A 17,105-nucleotide genomic window follows, 5' to 3' on the forward strand; every position below is an offset into this window, starting at 1 on the left:
TACTCTCGCGTTTTTATCCTTGGGCTATTTTGCCATGTTCTATCTCGAACATCTTGCTTTCTTCATCATGCATATCTGCAATCTGTTCAGCAGTAATCGAACTAATAAACACCTGCGCCTTTGTCTGTTTCAAATATTGAGCCAGCAATTGACGGCGATGACTATCCAGTTCAGAAGCAAAATCGTCTATTAAATAGATGCACTGCTTTCCTGTTGCTTCTGTTAAATGTTGCCCCTGCGCTAATCGTAGCGCACATACCATCAACTTTAGTTGACCACGAGACAACACATCTTCAACAGGAGTGCCTGCAACTTTAATTCGTAAGTCGGCTTTATTTGGGCCGCCGACGGTATAACCCAGCTGTTTATCTCGCTCAAAGTTCTTCTTGAGCAAATCTGCGTATGGGGTTTCTCTATCCCAACCGCGATAGTATGACAGCTTTATGTCATATTCTGGTAAGAATGCCTGACATATTTGTTGAGTTGCTTCAGATATGTGATTGATGTAATCCACTCGCCACTGATCTATTTTTTCAGCCAGTTGTGCGAGTTCCAAATCCCAGTAGCTTAGCTCTCTATAACTCTGTGCCGTTTTTAATAATGCATTACGTTGCTTGGTTAATCGCTTCACTCGGCTCCATGCTTCATAAAAAGCAGGTTCCACGTGAAACACTCCCCAATCGATAAATGCTCGGCGAAATTTAGGGCCATCAGTCACTAATTCGAACCCTTCAGGGTGAATTAATTGAAGCGGTAAAACCTTAGCTAATTGTGCCAGTTTTTGCCCACTTTCTCCGCCTATTTTAACCTCTGTAGTACCGTCACGCTGCTTATTTATACCAATAGGCAGCTCAAAGTTTTCTGGTGTGGTGAAACGACCATGAATAAAAAGCTCGTTACAGTCATGTCTAATGATCCGACCGGTTAACGAGCTCTTAAATGAACGGCCATGTCCGAGCAAATAGATCGCTTCTAGGACACTGGTTTTACCACTGCCATTGGCACCCGTAACAAAATTAAAGCCAGATGATAATTGAATATCACACGTCTTTATATTACGAAAATCATTAATGATTAGGCGTGATAATGGCATTGATAGTTAAAATCTACAGACGGATTGGCATAACAACATATTGCGCTTCATCATTAGCACAATCTTCAACTAACGCACTCGCATTAGCCGTTGTCATCGAAATACGTACACGTTCGCATTTTAAAGTATTCAGCACATCTAATACATAGCTAACGTTAAAACCGATTTCGATATCATCGCCTTGGAAATCCACATCAAGGATCTCTTCTGCTTCTTCTTGTTCAGGGTTATTCGCCGTAATACGCATTTGATTATTGGCTAAATTAACGCGAACACCACGGAATTTTTCATTCGATAAAATAGCAGCACGAGCGAATGCTTGGCGCAGTTCATCACAATCGGCTTCTAGCGTCTTGTTACTGCTTTGCGGCATTACACGTCGATAATCAGGAAAGCGACCATCAACCAGTTTTGACGTAAATACAAAGTTATTCACTTCTGCACGTACATTTGAATTACCAAACTGTAAAGTAACACTCTGATCGGGTGAGTCAAGTAAGCGAACTAGCTCTTGAATACCTTTGCGTGGCATGATCACTTGCTGTTCAGGAAGATCCGAACCCACCAGCATATTACATACTGCCATTCGGTGACCATCCGTTGCTACAGAACGGAAAATAGCACCTTGAGTTTCAAACATCATACCATTGAGGTAATAACGAACATCTTGGTTCGCCATAGAGAATTGAGTGCTCTCGATCAGTTTACGCAATTGTGCTTGAGATAAGGTGATTTCAACCTCGCTCTCCCAACCTTCAATGTTTGGAAAATCATTAGCTGGCAGAGTCGCTAGAGTGAATCGACTGCGTCCAGAACGCACTAAAACTCGATCGCCTTCCAATACGATAGTGATAGTTGCGCTGTCAGGTAAACCACGACAAATGTCTAAAAATTTACGAGAAGGAACAGTAATAGCGCCCGCTTCAAAATCACCTTCTAACGTAATCTTACTGATCAACTCTACTTCTAAATCGGTTGCGATCATTGATAATTGACCATTTTCTACCTGAAGTAAGATGTTACCCAAAATAGGTAATGATGGACGGCCACCAAGGGCACCAGATACTTGTTGCAGTGGTTTTAATAACAGACTGCGTTCAATAGAAAATTTCATAATACTCGTTTATTTAAAAGTAGATAATGAATTACGATGATAACGTACGAATGAGATTAGAGTAGTCTTCTTTTATATCATGACTCTCTTCACGCAATTGCGCTATTTTACGACAAGCATGAAGTACAGTGGTATGGTCTCGACCGCCAAATGCGTCACCGATCTCAGGTAAGCTGTGATTGGTTAACTCTTTAGACAATGCCATCGCTAATTGACGTGGACGCGCAACAGAGCGAGAACGGCGTTTAGACAACAAATCCGCCATTTTTATCTTGTAGTACTCAGCAACGGTTTTTTGAATATTATCAATCGTTACTAGCTTCTCTTGAAGCGCTAATAAGTCACGTAATGCTTCGCGTACAAAATCAATCGTAATTGCACGGCCAGTAAAGTTAGCATTTGCAATCACACGGTTAAGCGCTCCTTCTAATTCACGTACATTCGAACGTAAACGTTTTGCAATAAAGAAGGCAACTTCATCGGCAAGATGAATTTGATGATCTTCTGCTTTCTTCATTAAGATAGCAACGCGAGTTTCTAATTCTGGCGGTTCAATCGCAACAGTAAGACCCCAACCAAAGCGAGATTTCAAACGCTCTTCTACCCCATTGATCTCTCTTGGGTATTTGTCTGACGTTAGGATTATTTGCTGATTGCCTTCCAATAACGCATTAAAGGTATGAAAGAATTCTTCTTGTGAACGCTCTTTATTCGCAAAAAATTGAATATCATCGATAAGCAAGGCATCAACACTACGGTAATAACGTTTGAACTCTTCAATGGCGTTATTTTGTAGCGCTTTAACCATGTCTTGAACAAAGCGCTCAGAATGCATGTATACCACTTTTGCATCGGGCTTACGTTCAAGAATCGCATTTCCCACTGCTTGCAACAGGTGCGTTTTACCTAAACCAGTGCCACCATATAAGAATAGTGGGTTATACGCGGTTCCCGGGTTATCAGACACTTGACGAGCTGCAGCTAAGCCAAGTTGGTTTGATTTACCTTCAACGAAGTTAGTAAATTTATGTTTAGGATTTACATTCGAGCGATGATTCAGATCAGCAGGTGTAGGCTCTAAACTCTGAGATTCCCAAGGCTTATTCGTTGACTGTAAGGCTTGAAGTTGTGCAGGAGCTGAGGTTGAAGCAGCAACATCCGCAGCTGTTCTCTTCGGTGCTGATGATGGCGTAGGTTTACTACCCACTTCAAAACGCAATGTAGGGACATCGCTACCACAGAACTCATTTAATAATGAGTTAATGCTATTTAAGTACTTATCTCGAACCCAATCCAACACGAAACGGTTCGGCGCAAATAGCGTAAGGGTATTGTCATTTAATTCAGCTTGCAGGGGTTTAACCCACATACTAAATTCTGCGGAAGGTAATTCTTCTTGAAGGCGCTGTAAACACTGCAGCCAAAGCGATGAAGACACGGACAACCCCACTCATAATTATTTTTAAAAGGTTGTCGATTTTATACTGTGGATAACTTTTGTGCCAGCGTTAGATCGATGATCCAGTGAATAAGATCGAAGTTATTCACACTGATCACGCTTTTTTACCTAGATCGACACACTTTTTACCAGACTTATACCCAAAACCATCAACAATGAGGAGATTATGCCCTTTATTTTACGATTTAGTTATTACACATAACCAGGGGATATTTAGAACTCAATCGCAAAAAACGTATTATCTCAATACTGATGAATTACGGAGTATCAATCATGAAATGGACAAAGAACATTCTTACTGGATTAACACTGACACTAGCAGCCACTCAATTTGCTCAAGCAGCCACTGACGTTAAAGTAGGAATGTCGGGCCGTTATTTCCCATTTACCTTCGTTAAACAGGATCAACTGCAAGGCTTTGAGGTTGATTTATGGGATGAGATTGGTCGCCGTAATGATTATAACGTTGAATATGTAACTGCGAGTTTTTCTGGTTTATTTGGGCTATTAGAAACAGGCCGAATTGATACGATTTCAAATCAAATTACCAAAACCAAAGAACGTGAAGCTAAATACCTATTTGCCGACCCTTATGTTGTTGACGGTGCGCAAATTACCGTTCGTAAAGGCAATGACAGCATCAAAAGTATTGAAGATTTGGAAGGAAAAACCGTTGCCGTTAACTTAGGTTCTAATTTTGAAAAATTACTGCGAGATAACGATAAATCAGGCCAAATAAACATTAAAACCTACGATACAGGTATTGAGCACGATGTCGCTTTAGGCCGTTCAGATGCGTTTGTGATGGACCGTCTATCAGCAGCTCAACTGATTAAAAAATCAGGATTACCACTGCAACTTGCAGGCGAACCATTTGAAACCATTGAAAATGCATGGCCGTTTGTAAAAAATGAAAAAGGTCAAAAGCTACAAAAAGAAGTTAATAAAGCATTAGCTGAAATGCGAGTAGACGGTACATTAGCAAAAATATCACAAAAGTGGTTTGATGCTGACGTAACACAATAAATCAAACTAACTCGGTAAGTACCTACTTCTATTTACAATAAACCCACTATCTGTAACGTAGTGGGTTTTGTGTTTATTACTTATATAAACTCAGTACAACTCACCACTTTTCAAACTAATTATAGAGAGACATCATGGGATTTGATTTTGCGTATATGATTGAACTCTTACCTATACTGTTTAAGTATTTAGGTACGACATTAGAAATGGCGATATGGGGATTGTTCTTTGCTTTGGCACTGGCGTTAGTACTCGCTAACTTAAGAGTCTTTAAAGTGCCAGTATTGGATCAACTTAGCCAACTTTACATTAGCTTTTTCCGTGGTACACCGCTACTAGTTCAATTATTTCTTCTTTATTATGGCTTACCACAAGTATTCCCTATTTTTATTGGATTAGATGCGTTTAGTGCCGCTGTTATTGGTTTAACGCTCCATTTTGCCGCTTATATGGCAGAGAGTATTCGTGCAGCTATTATCGGGATTGATCGTAGCCAAATGGAAGCCAGTCTTTCTATTGGTATGACAACATCTCAAGCAATGCGTCGTATTATTCTTCCTCAAGCGTCTCGAGTAGCTTTACCTTCATTAATGAATTATTTCATTGATATGATTAAATCCACGTCATTAGCCTTTACACTAGGGGTGTCTGAAATAATGGCAAAAGCGCAAATGGAAGCCTCTTCAAGCTTTAAGTTCTTTGAAGCATTTTTAGCCGTAGCCCTGATTTATTGGGGTGTTGTTGTCATTCTTACTCGAGTACAAACTTGGGCTGAAGTGAAATTAAATAAGGCGTATGTTCGATGATAAAAATTACCAACCTACATAAAAGCTTTGGTGACACAAACGTACTATCAGGCATTGACCTCACCATTAATAAAGGAGAGATAATTGCCATCATTGGATCAAGTGGTACGGGTAAGTCGACATTACTTAGATGCATCAATTTTCTTGAGACTGCCGACAAAGGCACCATCACGATTGATGATATTAGTGTCGAAAGTGAAAAAAATACCAAAGCAGAAATCATCGCATTACGACGAAAAACAGGGTTTATCTTCCAAAATTATGCTCTTTTTACACATTTAACCGCTCGACAGAATATTGCTGAAGGCCTAATAACTGTCCACAAGTGGAATAAGGCAGATGCCCTTAAAAGAGCACAACAAATTTTAGATGATATTGGGCTTGGTGATAAAGGGGATAACTACCCTTCAGCGCTTTCTGGAGGCCAACAACAGCGCGTTGGTATTGGACGAGCAATGGCCTTAGAAGCAGAACTGCTATTATTTGATGAACCCACGTCAGCACTTGATCCTGAATGGGTTAATGAAGTACTGACTTTAATGAAAAAACTGGCCACTCAACATCAAACCATGCTGGTTGTAACTCATGAAATGCAATTTGCAAAAGAAGTCGCAGATAAAGTCATCTATATGGCAGATGGAAAGATAGTGGAACAAGGAACCCCAGAGCAAATTTTTGGTTATCCACAGGATCCTAAATTAAAAAAATTCTTGAATCAGGTCGGGATCGCATAAAGATCCTTGCGCTCTGGCTCACAAAACGTATAATTCACCGTCCGGAAAAATCGTGGAACCTCTTATTGACTATTTTTCTGTCAATGATTACAATTCCGCCTCTTTGTTGAGAGGCGTCGGAATGTACGTCCCACGCCGGGTTTATACAAAAAACCTAAACACTACTGATCAGTAAAAGGTAATACCAATGAAACGCACTTTCCAACCTTCAGTTCTTAAGCGTAAACGCTCTCACGGTTTCCGTGCACGTATGGCTACTAAGAACGGTCGTAACGTAATTAACGCTCGTCGCGCTAAAGGCCGTAAGCGTCTATCTAAGTAATCCTAGATTATTTTGATGAATTACGACTTCTCTCGGGAGTTACGCTTGTTAACTCCCGAAGATTACAAATCTGTTTTCAAGCAAGCTCACCGAGCCGGCTCACCTCACTTCACCATTCTTGCCAGAGAAAATTCACTATCGCACCCTCGTTTAGGCCTTGCTGTTCCTAAAAAGCAAATTAAAACTGCTGTAGGTCGCAATAAGTTCAAACGTATTACGCGTGAAAGTTTCCGCAATAAGCAACATTCATTACCTGCGAAAGACTTTGTGGTTATCGCTAAAAAGAGTGCTCAAGATCTGAGTAACGAAGACTTCAACAAGCTATTAGACAAATTATGGCATCGCCTGTCTCGCCCTTCTCGTGGATAGCAATCGGTCTAATCCGTTTTTATCAACTCGTCATCAGTCCATTGATTGGACCTCGCTGTCGATTTACTCCAACGTGTTCACATTATGCAATTGACGCACTAAAGTCACACGGTTTAGTAAAAGGGTGTTGGCTATCTGGCAAACGTCTATTAAAATGTCATCCTTTGAATGATGGGGGCTATGACCCCGTCCCACCCAAGCAGCATAAAGACAGAGAACAATAACGATGGATACCCAACGTAATATTCTGTTGCTCGCACTGGCTTTAGTTTCTTTTTTACTTTTCCAACAATGGCAAGTAGAAACTAATCCGCAGCAACCAGCTACAGTTAATACCGTTCAACAAACACAAACGGATGGTGATGTTCCAACTTCTTCAACAGCACACAGTGATACGCCTGCTGATTCAGCACAGTCTGGTAAGCTAATCACTATCACAACAGATGTACTTACTTTAAAAGTAGATACATTGGGTGGTGATATCATTGAATCAATTCTTAATAAATACGACGCTGAATTAGACTCTAAAGCAAAGTTCGTTCTTCTTCAGGACGATGCTACACACAGCTACATAGCTCAAAGTGGTCTTATCGGTCCTCAAGGTATCGATTCAAATACCGGCCGTGCACAATTCACTACGCAAAAAACAGATTATGTTTTAGCTGCCGGTCAAAACGAATTACGCGTTCCGCTAACATTAGTGAAAGACGGTATTACTTATACTAAAACACTAATTCTTAAACGTGACAGCTACGCTATCAATGTTGATTATACGGTTGATAACCAATCTTCAGCACCAGCAACAGTAGAAATGTACGCGAACTTAAAGCAAAACTTAATGGATGACGGTGGCAGCTTAACGATGCCTACGTACCGTGGTGGTGCTTACTCTACAGAAGATACTCGTTACAAAAAATACAGCTTTGACGACATGGAAGATAAAAACTTATCTATCGACATGACAAACGGTCAAGGTTGGGCGGGTATGCTGCAACACTACTTTGCTTCAGCTTGGATCCCACGCAACGTAAACGATGCGACAATAACATCTCGTGTTGCTGGTAATTATGGTTACATTGGCGTTCGCATGCCTGCTGTAACGATTCCTGCGGGTCAAGAAGCGACACTTTCTGCGACACTTTGGACTGGTCCAAAACTGCAGAAAGAAATGGCAGAAACTCAAAAATACCTAGACTTAACCGTTGATTACGGTTGGTTATGGTTCATTGCATCACCACTTCATAAACTACTGTCTTTTATACATACGATTGTTGGTAACTGGGGTGTAGCGATTATCATTCTAACGTTTATTGTTCGTGGCGCTATGTACCCACTAACAAAAGCGCAATACACATCTATGGCTAAAATGCGCATGCTTCAACCTAAGTTGGCAGCAATGCGTGAGCGCATCGGTGATGACCGTCAACGTATGAGTCAAGAAATGATGGAGCTTTATAAAAAAGAAAAAGTAAACCCACTAGGTGGTTGTTTACCAATTCTTCTTCAAATGCCGATTTTTATTGCTCTATACTGGGCTCTGATGGAATCGGTTGAGCTTCGTCATGCGCCATTCTTTGGTTGGATCACGGATTTATCAGCACAAGACCCATACTACATCCTGCCATTATTAATGGGTGCAAGTATGTTCTTAATCCAGAAAATGAGTCCAACAACAGTAACGGATCCAATGCAACAGAAGATCATGACGTTTATGCCTGTTATGTTCACCGTGTTCTTCTTATGGTTCCCTGCTGGCCTAGTTCTTTACTGGTTAGTTTCAAACATCGTAACGTTAATTCAGCAAACGCTGATTTACCGTGCTCTTGAGAAAAAAGGCTTACATTCTAAGTAAGTTGAATTTCTAAAGAAGCAAACAAAAGGCGGCCTATGGTCGCCTTTTTTGTTTTATCGGCTTACAATATGCTCAAGCAATAGACATTAAGAATAATCATGACATTACATACAGACACCATCGTTGCACAAGCAACAGCACCAGGCCGAGGCGGCGTAGGCATCATTCGTGTATCCGGACCTAAAGCTCAACAAGTCGCTTTAGAAGTGGTAGGAAGGACCCTTAAACCTCGCTATGCAGAATACACCCCATTTAAAAATGATAATGGCCTTGAACTCGATCAGGGGATTGCACTTTACTTCCCTAACCCTCATTCATTTACCGGCGAAGATGTTCTAGAGCTTCAAGGGCATGGTGGTCCTGTTGTCATGGATATGCTGATTAAACGTATCTTAAAAATTGATGATGTTCGCCCTGCTCGACCTGGCGAATTTTCAGAAAGAGCTTTTTTGAATGATAAAATGGATTTAGCTCAAGCCGAAGCCATTGCCGATTTAATCGATGCAAGTTCTGAAGAAGCAGCAAAATCTGCGTTAAATTCACTACAAGGTGTCTTTTCAAATAAAATTAACACCTTAGTTGAATCCCTTATTTACCTTCGAATTTATGTTGAAGCCGCCATTGATTTCCCAGAAGAAGAGATCGACTTTTTAGCTGATGGCAAAGTCAGTGGTGACTTACAAGGGATCATTGATAACCTTAATGCCGTTCGCCAAGAAGCGAATCAAGGTGCGATCATGCGTGAAGGCATGAAAGTTGTTATCGCCGGCCGCCCAAATGCAGGCAAGTCTAGCCTTCTTAATGCACTATCAGGTAAAGATACTGCAATTGTCACCGATATTGCAGGGACCACTCGTGACGTCCTTAGAGAGCATATTCATATTGATGGTATGCCTTTACATATCATTGATACTGCAGGCCTTCGCGAAGCCTCAGATGAGGTAGAACGCATTGGTATTGAACGAGCTTGGGACGAAATAGCTCAAGCTGACCGCGTTTTATTTATGGTTGATGGCACAACAACGGATGCAACAGACCCCAAAATAATCTGGCCAGAATTTCTTGATCGCTTACCTAAAAACATGGGCATGACAGTGATACGAAATAAAGCCGATCAAACAGGTGAAGATCTAGGTATTTGCCATGTTAACGATCCTACCCTTATTCGTTTGTCTGCAAAAACAGGTGAAGGGGTTGATGCTCTGCGTACCCACTTAAAAGAATGCATGGGCTTCTCTGGCAATCAAGAAGGTGGCTTTATGGCTCGCCGTCGTCACCTAGAAGCGTTAGAGAAAGCGGCTCAGCATCTTGATATAGGCCAACAACAACTTGAAGGTTACATGGCCGGTGAGATCCTGGCAGAAGAGCTTAGAATTGCACAACAGCATCTTAGCGAGATCACAGGAGAATTTACTTCAGATGATCTACTAGGTCGAATATTTACCTCTTTCTGTATCGGTAAATAATCCCCCAAATCACACCAACAATCATGGGCTATTATGGCCCATTTTTTATAGGAAAAATTCATGAAAAACGTATCTATTATTACAGGAAGCACCCTTGGTGGCGCTGAGTACGTTGGCGATCACCTTGCCGATTTATTAGAAGAGATGGAGTTTGCTACAGATATCCATAATCAACCAAATTTGAATGAAATAGACATAGATAGTCTCTGGATTATTGCTATATCCACCCATGGTGCTGGTGATTATCCAGACAATATAAAGCCTTTTATTCAACAACTCACAGAGCAAGCTCAACATCTTTCAAAAGTCTCGTTTGCTATCGTTGCTATTGGTGATTCAAGCTATGACACCTTCTGTGCAGCAGGAAAATCATTACAAAATACATTGATTGAATTAGGTGCGATAGAGAAATTCCCACTTTTAGAGATAGATGTAACTCAACATAGTATTCCTGAAGAGCCTGCTGAATTGTGGTTAAAACAACATATTTGTTAATTTTTTGTATGTATTTATCAGTTAAAGTTATTAAATAGAAAACTGCTACTATGTGGATAACTAGGCAATGATCCAGTGATCAAGTTATAGTTATCCATTGAATAAGATCTAACGCCCTACCCCCTTGTGGATAAGTACTTCTTTTATCCTCAAGCAGTCCGATCGAAGATCAAAGATTCATCACAACTTAGGATCTTACTAAAGTATATGATCCTATTGATCATTTACTACTTATCCACAGAGATCGACGATCTATATAATAGATCTAATAAGAGATCTCTTTAAAAGATCTTATATATATTAAGTGATCTTTAATTTTTGAACTTCGTCACTTTTTCATTTCTTTCCAAGCTAGAAAAAGGGTAAAATAGATCTCTTAAAATTAAATTCTTCTCACTATTTTCATAACACCTAAGGTCAACTCATGTTTTACCAAGAAAACTTTGATGTCATTGTTATTGGCGGTGGTCATGCTGGAACTGAAGCAGCATTAGCAGCTGCAAGAACAGGACAAAAGACACTTCTACTCACACATAACATCGACACATTAGGTCAAATGTCATGTAATCCTGCTATCGGTGGGATCGGCAAAGGCCATTTGGTAAAAGAAGTGGATGCTTTAGGTGGATTAATGGCACAAGCCACTGATCATGCCGGTATTCAATTTAGAACATTAAATGCGTCCAAAGGTCCAGCAGTTCGAGCGACTCGTGCTCAAGCAGATAGAGCACTATATAAAGCATTTGTTCGTTCAGTATTAGAAAACCAACCAAACTTAACGTTATTTCAACAAGCAGTAGATGATCTGATTATTGAAAACGATAAAATTATCGGTGCTATTACTCAAATGGGCCTTAAATTCCGTGCTAAATCCGTTGTATTAACGGCTGGTACCTTTTTAGGGGGTCAGATACACATTGGCATGGAAAACTTCTCTGGAGGTCGCGCAGGAGATCCTTCTTCGATCACTCTTGCTCAACGTTTACGAGATCGTCCATTTAGAATCGATCGCCTTAAAACCGGTACTCCACCACGTATTGATGCTCGTAGCGTTGATTTTTCAAATTTAGAAGCACAACCGGGTGATAATCCAACGCCTGTTTTCTCATTTATGGGTAATCGTGAACAGCAGCCTAAACAAATTAACTGCTTCATCACTCATACTAATGAAAAAACGCATGATGTAATTCGTAAGAACCTTGATCGTAGTCCTATGTACGCTGGTGTTATCGAAGGTATTGGCCCTCGTTACTGCCCTTCTATTGAAGATAAAGTAATGCGTTTTGCTGATAAAGACAGCCACCAAATATTTATTGAACCAGAAGGCTTAACAACACACGAATTATACCCAAATGGTATCTCAACAAGTTTGCCATTTGACGTACAACTGCAAATCGTTCGTTCAATGAAAGGCTTTGAAAATTCACACATTGTTCGTCCAGGTTATGCGATTGAGTATGATTTCTTTGATCCTCGTGATTTAAAATCAACGTATGAAACTAAGTTTATTGAAGGCTTATTCTTTGCTGGTCAAATTAACGGTACTACTGGATATGAAGAAGCGGCTGCACAAGGGTTAATGGCCGGTCTTAATGCAAGTTTGTTTGCTCAAGGCAAAGAAGGTTGGAGTCCACGCCGTGATGAAGCATACATGGGCGTGCTTATTGATGATTTATCAACGCTTGGAACCAAAGAACCATACCGTATGTTTACGTCTCGTGCCGAATATCGTTTATCACTTCGTGAAGATAACGCCGATTTACGCTTAACAGAACAAGGCCGTGAACTTGGCTTAGTTGATGATGCTCGTTGGGCTCGCTTTAACGAGAAAGTAGAAAATATAGAAAAAGAACGTCAACGTTTAAAAGACATTTGGGTGAATCCTAAATCAGAAAATATTGATCAAGTTAATTCGATCTTAAAAACGCCGATCGTTCGTGAAGCAAGTGGTGAAGATCTTCTTCGTCGTCCTGAAGTGAATTATGAGTCATTGATCTCTATTGATGGTTTTGGTCCTGCTATTGAGGATCAACAAGCGTCTGAACAAGTTGAAATTCAAGTGAAATACGCCGGATACATTCAGCGTCAGCGTGATGAAATTGAAAAATCATTACGTCATGAAAATACAAAATTGCCTTTAGAACTTAATTATAAAGAAGTAAAAGGTCTTTCAAATGAAGTGGTTGCGAAACTCACAGACGCTAAGCCTGAAACGATTGGCATAGCATCACGTATTTCTGGTATTACACCAGCTGCCGTTTCTATTCTATTAGTGCATTTAAAGAAACACGGTTTATTAAAAAAAGGTGAGTAACGTGACCGATTTATCTCAGCAATTCGATCGTTTGATTGCTCAAACTGATTTAACTGTCTCTGAATTGCAAAAAGAGCAGTTACTTGGTTATGTAGCGCTTCTTCATAAGTGGAATAAAGCGTATAACCTAACGTCAGTTAGAAATCCGAGTGAAATGGTCATTAAGCATATTATGGATAGCATTGTTGTTAGTCCAAAGTTGTCAGGTGAGCGTTTTATTGATGTTGGTACAGGTCCTGGCTTACCAGGTATTCCATTAGCTATCATGAACCCTGGAAAATCGTTTACTCTGTTAGACAGCTTAGGTAAGAGAATCCGCTTTATCAAACAGGTGATCCATGAGTTAAAAATTACCAATGTCACTCCAATCCAAAGCCGTGTTGAAGAGTTTCAGCCTGAAGAAAAGTTTGATGCAGTCCTAAGTCGTGCATTTGCATCAATGACAGACATGGTTAATTGGTGTCATCATCTACCAAAAGAAGAAGATGGTGTGTTTTTGGCGTTAAAAGGGATCTATTCAGAAGATGAAGCTAATGATCTTCCTGAATGGTGCTCAGTCAAAGATGTAGCGACATTGATCGTTCCGGAGTTAGAGGGTGAAAGACATTTAGTAACCTTAACCGGAAAAAAATAATGGAATGAGGTTAGTGTGGGAAAAGTTATCTCTATTGCGAACCAGAAAGGTGGCGTAGGTAAAACAACGACAGCGGTGAATCTTGCCGCTTCAATGTCAGCAACTCATCGAAAAGTATTACTTATCGATTTAGATGCTCAAGGCAATGCGACCATGGCCAGTGGTGTTGATAAATACGATGTCGATGCCACAGCTTATGAACTTCTGGTTGATGAAGTGCCTTTTGAAAAAGTTGTTATAGAGGAAACGTCTGGAGGTTACGATCTTATTGCTGCTAATGGTGATGTTACCGCCGCTGAAATCAAATTGATGGAAGTGTTTGCGCGTGAAGTTCGCTTACGCAATATGATTGCTTCGGTTCGTGGTAACTATGATTTCATCTTTATTGATTGCCCTCCCGCTCTAAATCTCCTTACAATTAACGCTATGGCAGCATCGGATTCTGTATTGGTCCCTATGCAGTGTGAATATTACGCACTGGAGGGATTAACAGCTTTAATTGATACCATCAGTAAATTAGCTGCTGTAGTGAATGCTGATTTAAAGATCGAAGGGTTATTAAGAACCATGTACGATCCTCGTAATCGCTTAGCTAATGATGTATCAGATCAATTAAAAAAACATTTTGGGGAAAAAGTGTACCGCACTGTTATTCCTCGAAATGTACGTTTAGCAGAAGCGCCAAGTCATGGTAAACCTGCAATGTATTATGATAAATACTCTAATGGTGCAAAGGCTTACTTAGCCCTTGCCGGAGAGATAATTCGCCGTGACGAAATGGAAAAAGAAAGGGAAACAGAAATTCATGGGTAATAAACGTGGTTTAGGCAAAGGATTAGATGCCCTATTAGCAACAAGCTCTATTGCTCGTGAAAAGCAATTAGCAGCCGAACAAAGTGAATCTATCTCAAAAGATGCTCAATTAATTGAATTGGGTATTCATCAACTAAGTGCCGGCCAATACCAGCCTCGTAAAACAATGGAAAAAGAAGCCTTAGAAGAGCTTTCTGCTTCTATTCGTTCTCAAGGTATCATCCAACCGATTGTTGTGCGTCAAGTTGCTCCTCAGCAATATGAAATTATTGCGGGTGAGCGACGTTTCCGTGCCGCTAAAAAAGCAGGCCTAAAGCATGTACCCTGTGTGGTTAAATTGGTTGAAGATAAAGCCGTGATCGCAATGGCTTTAATTGAGAACATTCAACGTGAAGATCTGAATGCTATCGAAGAAGCACAAGCATTAGAGCGCTTACAGCAAGAATTTGAATTAACGCATCAACAAATTTCAGATGTTATTGGTAAGTCTCGTACAACGGTAACCAACTTATTACGCCTTAATGCTTTGACTAATGATGTGAAAAAATTGGTTGAACAGAAATTACTAGAGATGGGCCATGCTCGTGCATTATTAGCGTTAGAGAGCGATCAGCAGATCGAACTTGCCCATTTAGTGGTTGATAAAAAACTGACGGTTCGTCAAACAGAGCAAAAAATAAAAGAACTCTTAGCGCCAAAACAAGAAGATAAATCTAAAGCGGTTGATGTCGAAATGATGGATATTTCAGAGAAACTATCATCAACACTTGGGTCAAAAGTTGTGATAAGCCGAAATTCATCAGGTAAAGGTAAGGTAACGATTACCTTTGACAAGGCTCACAAATTAGAACAACTTATCGCAAAGCTAGAAAGTTAAATGTGATATAAAACGGTATTAGAAAGTAAAATTGTCTTTTACGTCGTAAAAGTCACTGCATTGTTCTCATAAATGTAACTTTTTAATGCTATTTGATTGCATTCATATGGGTGCAACGTATAATTTTTGCAAAATCTTCGCCTTGGGTTGATTTATATCAAGGTAAAGATGCTAAAAGGAAGAATACATGGTAGTTACGCTTGCTAAACCAGGGCGTTTGCTTGCAAAGCGATTGTTATTGATTCAGCTTAGTGTCACTACAGTTATGACAATAGGGATGAGCATAGCCGTTAGTGCTAGTTGGGGAATGTCAGCATTAATTGGGGGTAGTATTTTTATTATCGCTAATACGGTGTTTTCAAAATGTGCATTTATGTTCAGTGGAGCAAGAGCGGCTAAAATGGTTGCCGCTTTTTTCTATTTGGGTGAAGTGCTTAAAATTCTTATAACAATCGTCTTATTTTCTATTGTTTACGTGTATACAGAGGTGGAACTTGTTCCCCTCAAACTAACCTATTTGCTGGTACTGGGTAGTAATATCTTTGCACCAGTTTTCTTTATTAACAACAGGAAATAGGAAAAGTTATGTCTGCGTCAACGCCTACTGAATATATTAATCATCACCTGCAAAACCTCTCTTTAGGGAAGCTGGGCATTGCTGATGAATTAAGTTTTTGGAATGTGCATATAGACAGCTTGTTTTTTTCTGTGCTAACAGGGGTTTTATTCCTTTGGGTATTTCGCTCTGTAGCTAAGAAATCAACAACTGGAGTACCAGGTAAATTACAGTGTTTCGTTGAAATGGTAGTTGAATTCGTTGATACCAACGTAAAAGAGACTTTCCATGGTCGAAACCCTCTAGTTGCTCCACTAGCTTTAACCATATTTTGTTGGGTAATAATTATGAATGTCATGGATTTAGTTCCAATTGACTTCTTACCTTACTCAGCTGAACAGCTATTAGGTCTTCCTTATCTTAAGGTGGTTCCTACTGCTGATGTAAATATTACAATGGCAATGGCTCTTGGTGTGTTTGCTTTAATGATTTATTACAGCATTAAAGTAAAAGGACTAGGCGGTTTTGCAAAAGAATTAGCATTACACCCGTTTAACCATTGGATCATGATCCCTTTCAACCTACTTATTGAAGTTGTTTCGTTACTTGCTAAACCTCTTTCTTTAGGCATGCGTCTGTTTGGTAACATGTTTGCTGGTGAAGTGGTGTTTATTCTAATCGCTGCAATGTTACCTTGGTATTTACAATGGGTCGGTGCGTTACCTTGGGCTATTTTCCATATTCTGGTTATCTTAATCCAAGCATTTGTTTTCATGATGTTGACGATAGTTTATATGTCAATGGCTCATGAAGATGGCGATCATTAATCTTAAAATTTTTAATACAACTCTATCTATTCAATTGGAGAATATAAATGGAAACCGTTCTTAGTTTTTCAGCTATCGCAGTAGCTATTATTGTTGGTCTTTGTGCTGTAGGTACAGCAATTGGTTTTGCTATTCTTGGTGGTAAGTTTCTGGAAGGCGCAGCTCGTCAACCTGAAATGGCTCCAATGCTACAAGTTAAGATGTTCATCATCGCTGGTCTATTGGATGCGGTTCCAATGATCGGTATCGTAATCGCGCTACTATTCACATTTGCTAACCCATTTGTTGGTCAACTAGCAGGCTAATCTAGCCTTTTGCTAATTGAATTTTTGTAGCTGATTCTTAACG

Annotated in this window: 19 protein-coding genes; 16 read left to right on the plus strand and 3 right to left on the minus strand. The window is 40.0% G+C overall.

The window, feature by feature from the left end; genetic code table 11:
* Window positions 1-13: 13 nt before the first annotated feature.
* From recF to dnaA, 3 genes are read right to left on the minus strand one after another with little or no spacing between them, the layout of a single operon-like run.
* Window positions 14-1,093 carry a DNA replication/repair protein RecF gene (gene recF, locus F8B77_RS08405; protein WP_151654982.1) on the minus strand — a complete coding sequence of 360 codons (1,080 nt, stop codon included), beginning with the start codon at window positions 1,091-1,093 and terminating at the stop codon, window positions 14-16.
* Window positions 1,094-1,106: 13 nt separating this feature from the next.
* Window positions 1,107-2,207, minus strand: a complete 1,101-nt coding sequence (gene dnaN, locus F8B77_RS08410; RefSeq protein ID WP_151654983.1) for a DNA polymerase III subunit beta — start codon at window positions 2,205-2,207, stop codon at window positions 1,107-1,109.
* Between the two features lie 31 nt (window positions 2,208-2,238).
* Window positions 2,239-3,645, minus strand: coding sequence for a chromosomal replication initiator protein DnaA (gene dnaA, locus F8B77_RS08415; protein WP_151654984.1), 1,407 nt, complete (start codon window positions 3,643-3,645; stop codon window positions 2,239-2,241).
* A 294-nt stretch (window positions 3,646-3,939) separates the two neighbouring features.
* On the opposite strand from dnaA, the gene F8B77_RS08420 reads away from it, so the two are divergent.
* The 16 genes from F8B77_RS08420 to atpE all read left to right on the plus strand — a co-directional run bounded on the left by F8B77_RS08420 (window position 3,940) and on the right by atpE (window position 17,062).
* Entirely contained in the window at window positions 3,940-4,692 is a 753-nt protein-coding gene (locus F8B77_RS08420) for an amino acid ABC transporter substrate-binding protein (protein ID WP_151654985.1), read from the plus strand.
* A 134-nt stretch (window positions 4,693-4,826) separates the two neighbouring features.
* The gene (locus tag F8B77_RS08425; RefSeq protein WP_151654986.1) at window positions 4,827-5,498 is read left to right on the plus strand and encodes an amino acid ABC transporter permease; all 672 of its coding nucleotides are present in this window, start codon (window positions 4,827-4,829) and stop codon (window positions 5,496-5,498) included.
* Entirely contained in the window at window positions 5,495-6,232 is a 738-nt protein-coding gene (locus F8B77_RS08430; protein WP_151654987.1) for an amino acid ABC transporter ATP-binding protein, read from the plus strand. Before F8B77_RS08425 ends, F8B77_RS08430 begins: the two co-directional genes overlap by 4 nt.
* Before the next feature lie 187 nt (window positions 6,233-6,419).
* Window positions 6,420-6,554, plus strand: coding sequence for a 50S ribosomal protein L34 (gene rpmH / locus F8B77_RS08435; RefSeq protein WP_005416778.1), 135 nt, complete (start codon window positions 6,420-6,422; stop codon window positions 6,552-6,554).
* Window positions 6,555-6,569: 15 nt separating this feature from the next.
* Entirely contained in the window at window positions 6,570-6,923 is a 354-nt protein-coding gene (gene rnpA / locus F8B77_RS08440) for a ribonuclease P protein component (RefSeq protein WP_130045763.1), read from the plus strand.
* Window positions 6,890-7,147 (plus strand): membrane protein insertion efficiency factor YidD, encoded by a 258-nt coding sequence (gene yidD, locus F8B77_RS08445; RefSeq protein ID WP_130045762.1) that lies wholly within the window; start codon window positions 6,890-6,892, stop codon window positions 7,145-7,147. The genes rnpA and yidD overlap by 34 nt, the downstream gene beginning before the upstream one ends.
* A gap of 2 nt (window positions 7,148-7,149) precedes the next feature.
* Window positions 7,150-8,775, plus strand: a complete 1,626-nt coding sequence (yidC, locus tag F8B77_RS08450) for a membrane protein insertase YidC (protein ID WP_151654988.1) — start codon at window positions 7,150-7,152, stop codon at window positions 8,773-8,775.
* A gap of 98 nt (window positions 8,776-8,873) precedes the next feature.
* Window positions 8,874-10,241 carry a tRNA uridine-5-carboxymethylaminomethyl(34) synthesis GTPase MnmE gene (gene mnmE, locus F8B77_RS08455; RefSeq protein ID WP_151654989.1) on the plus strand — a complete coding sequence of 456 codons (1,368 nt, stop codon included), beginning with the start codon at window positions 8,874-8,876 and terminating at the stop codon, window positions 10,239-10,241.
* Between the two features lie 60 nt (window positions 10,242-10,301).
* Window positions 10,302-10,736, plus strand: coding sequence for an FMN-binding protein MioC (mioC, locus tag F8B77_RS08460; RefSeq protein ID WP_122033444.1), 435 nt, complete (start codon window positions 10,302-10,304; stop codon window positions 10,734-10,736).
* Window positions 10,737-11,160: 424 nt separating this feature from the next.
* Complete coding sequence (gene mnmG, locus F8B77_RS08465) at window positions 11,161-13,050, plus strand: tRNA uridine-5-carboxymethylaminomethyl(34) synthesis enzyme MnmG (RefSeq protein WP_151654990.1); 1,890 nt, start codon at window positions 11,161-11,163, stop codon at window positions 13,048-13,050.
* 1 nt (window position 13,051) lies between these two features.
* On the plus strand, window positions 13,052-13,684 hold the full coding sequence (rsmG, locus tag F8B77_RS08470) for a 16S rRNA (guanine(527)-N(7))-methyltransferase RsmG (RefSeq protein ID WP_151654991.1): 633 nt from the start codon (window positions 13,052-13,054) through the stop codon (window positions 13,682-13,684).
* A gap of 15 nt (window positions 13,685-13,699) precedes the next feature.
* On the plus strand, window positions 13,700-14,497 hold the full coding sequence (locus tag F8B77_RS08475; RefSeq protein ID WP_151654992.1) for a ParA family protein: 798 nt from the start codon (window positions 13,700-13,702) through the stop codon (window positions 14,495-14,497).
* Window positions 14,490-15,374 carry a ParB/RepB/Spo0J family partition protein gene (locus F8B77_RS08480; RefSeq protein WP_151654993.1) on the plus strand — a complete coding sequence of 295 codons (885 nt, stop codon included), beginning with the start codon at window positions 14,490-14,492 and terminating at the stop codon, window positions 15,372-15,374. Before F8B77_RS08475 ends, F8B77_RS08480 begins: the two co-directional genes overlap by 8 nt.
* 187 nt (window positions 15,375-15,561) lie before the next feature.
* A complete protein-coding gene (locus F8B77_RS08485) occupies window positions 15,562-15,951 on the plus strand; it encodes a F0F1 ATP synthase subunit I (protein ID WP_151654994.1) in 390 nt (129 codons plus the stop codon).
* An 8-nt stretch (window positions 15,952-15,959) separates the two neighbouring features.
* A complete protein-coding gene (gene atpB / locus F8B77_RS08490) occupies window positions 15,960-16,757 on the plus strand; it encodes a F0F1 ATP synthase subunit A (RefSeq protein WP_151654995.1) in 798 nt (265 codons plus the stop codon).
* A gap of 47 nt (window positions 16,758-16,804) precedes the next feature.
* Complete coding sequence (gene atpE, locus F8B77_RS08495) at window positions 16,805-17,062, plus strand: F0F1 ATP synthase subunit C (RefSeq protein ID WP_004411110.1); 258 nt, start codon at window positions 16,805-16,807, stop codon at window positions 17,060-17,062.
* The last annotated feature ends 43 nt before the right edge of the window (window positions 17,063-17,105 follow it).

The sequence above is a fragment of the Aliivibrio finisterrensis genome (genome assembly GCF_008933155.1).
GTDB classification, from domain to species: Bacteria; Pseudomonadota; Gammaproteobacteria; order Enterobacterales; family Vibrionaceae; genus Aliivibrio; species Aliivibrio finisterrensis.

Bases quoted from the DNA above. Each gene is read 5' to 3' on its own strand.
- recF (WP_151654982.1), bottom strand. From the start codon at position 1,093: ATGCCATTATCACGCCTAATCATTAATGATTTTCGTAATATAAAGACG.
- dnaN (WP_151654983.1), bottom strand. From the start codon at position 2,207: ATGAAATTTTCTATTGAACGCAGTCTGTTATTAAAACCACTGCAACAA.
- F8B77_RS08420 (WP_151654985.1), top strand. From the start codon at position 3,940: ATGAAATGGACAAAGAACATTCTTACTGGATTAACACTGACACTAGCA.
- F8B77_RS08425 (WP_151654986.1), top strand. From the start codon at position 4,827: ATGGGATTTGATTTTGCGTATATGATTGAACTCTTACCTATACTGTTT.
- F8B77_RS08430 (WP_151654987.1), top strand. From the start codon at position 5,495: ATGATAAAAATTACCAACCTACATAAAAGCTTTGGTGACACAAACGTA.
- rpmH (WP_005416778.1), top strand. From the start codon at position 6,420: ATGAAACGCACTTTCCAACCTTCAGTTCTTAAGCGTAAACGCTCTCAC.
- rnpA (WP_130045763.1), top strand. From the start codon at position 6,570: ATGAATTACGACTTCTCTCGGGAGTTACGCTTGTTAACTCCCGAAGAT.
- yidD (WP_130045762.1), top strand. From the start codon at position 6,890: ATGGCATCGCCTGTCTCGCCCTTCTCGTGGATAGCAATCGGTCTAATC.
- yidC (WP_151654988.1), top strand. From the start codon at position 7,150: ATGGATACCCAACGTAATATTCTGTTGCTCGCACTGGCTTTAGTTTCT.
- mnmE (WP_151654989.1), top strand. From the start codon at position 8,874: ATGACATTACATACAGACACCATCGTTGCACAAGCAACAGCACCAGGC.
- mioC (WP_122033444.1), top strand. From the start codon at position 10,302: ATGAAAAACGTATCTATTATTACAGGAAGCACCCTTGGTGGCGCTGAG.
- mnmG (WP_151654990.1), top strand. From the start codon at position 11,161: ATGTTTTACCAAGAAAACTTTGATGTCATTGTTATTGGCGGTGGTCAT.
- F8B77_RS08480 (WP_151654993.1), top strand. From the start codon at position 14,490: ATGGGTAATAAACGTGGTTTAGGCAAAGGATTAGATGCCCTATTAGCA.
- F8B77_RS08485 (WP_151654994.1), top strand. From the start codon at position 15,562: ATGGTAGTTACGCTTGCTAAACCAGGGCGTTTGCTTGCAAAGCGATTG.
- atpB (WP_151654995.1), top strand. From the start codon at position 15,960: ATGTCTGCGTCAACGCCTACTGAATATATTAATCATCACCTGCAAAAC.
- atpE (WP_004411110.1), top strand. From the start codon at position 16,805: ATGGAAACCGTTCTTAGTTTTTCAGCTATCGCAGTAGCTATTATTGTT.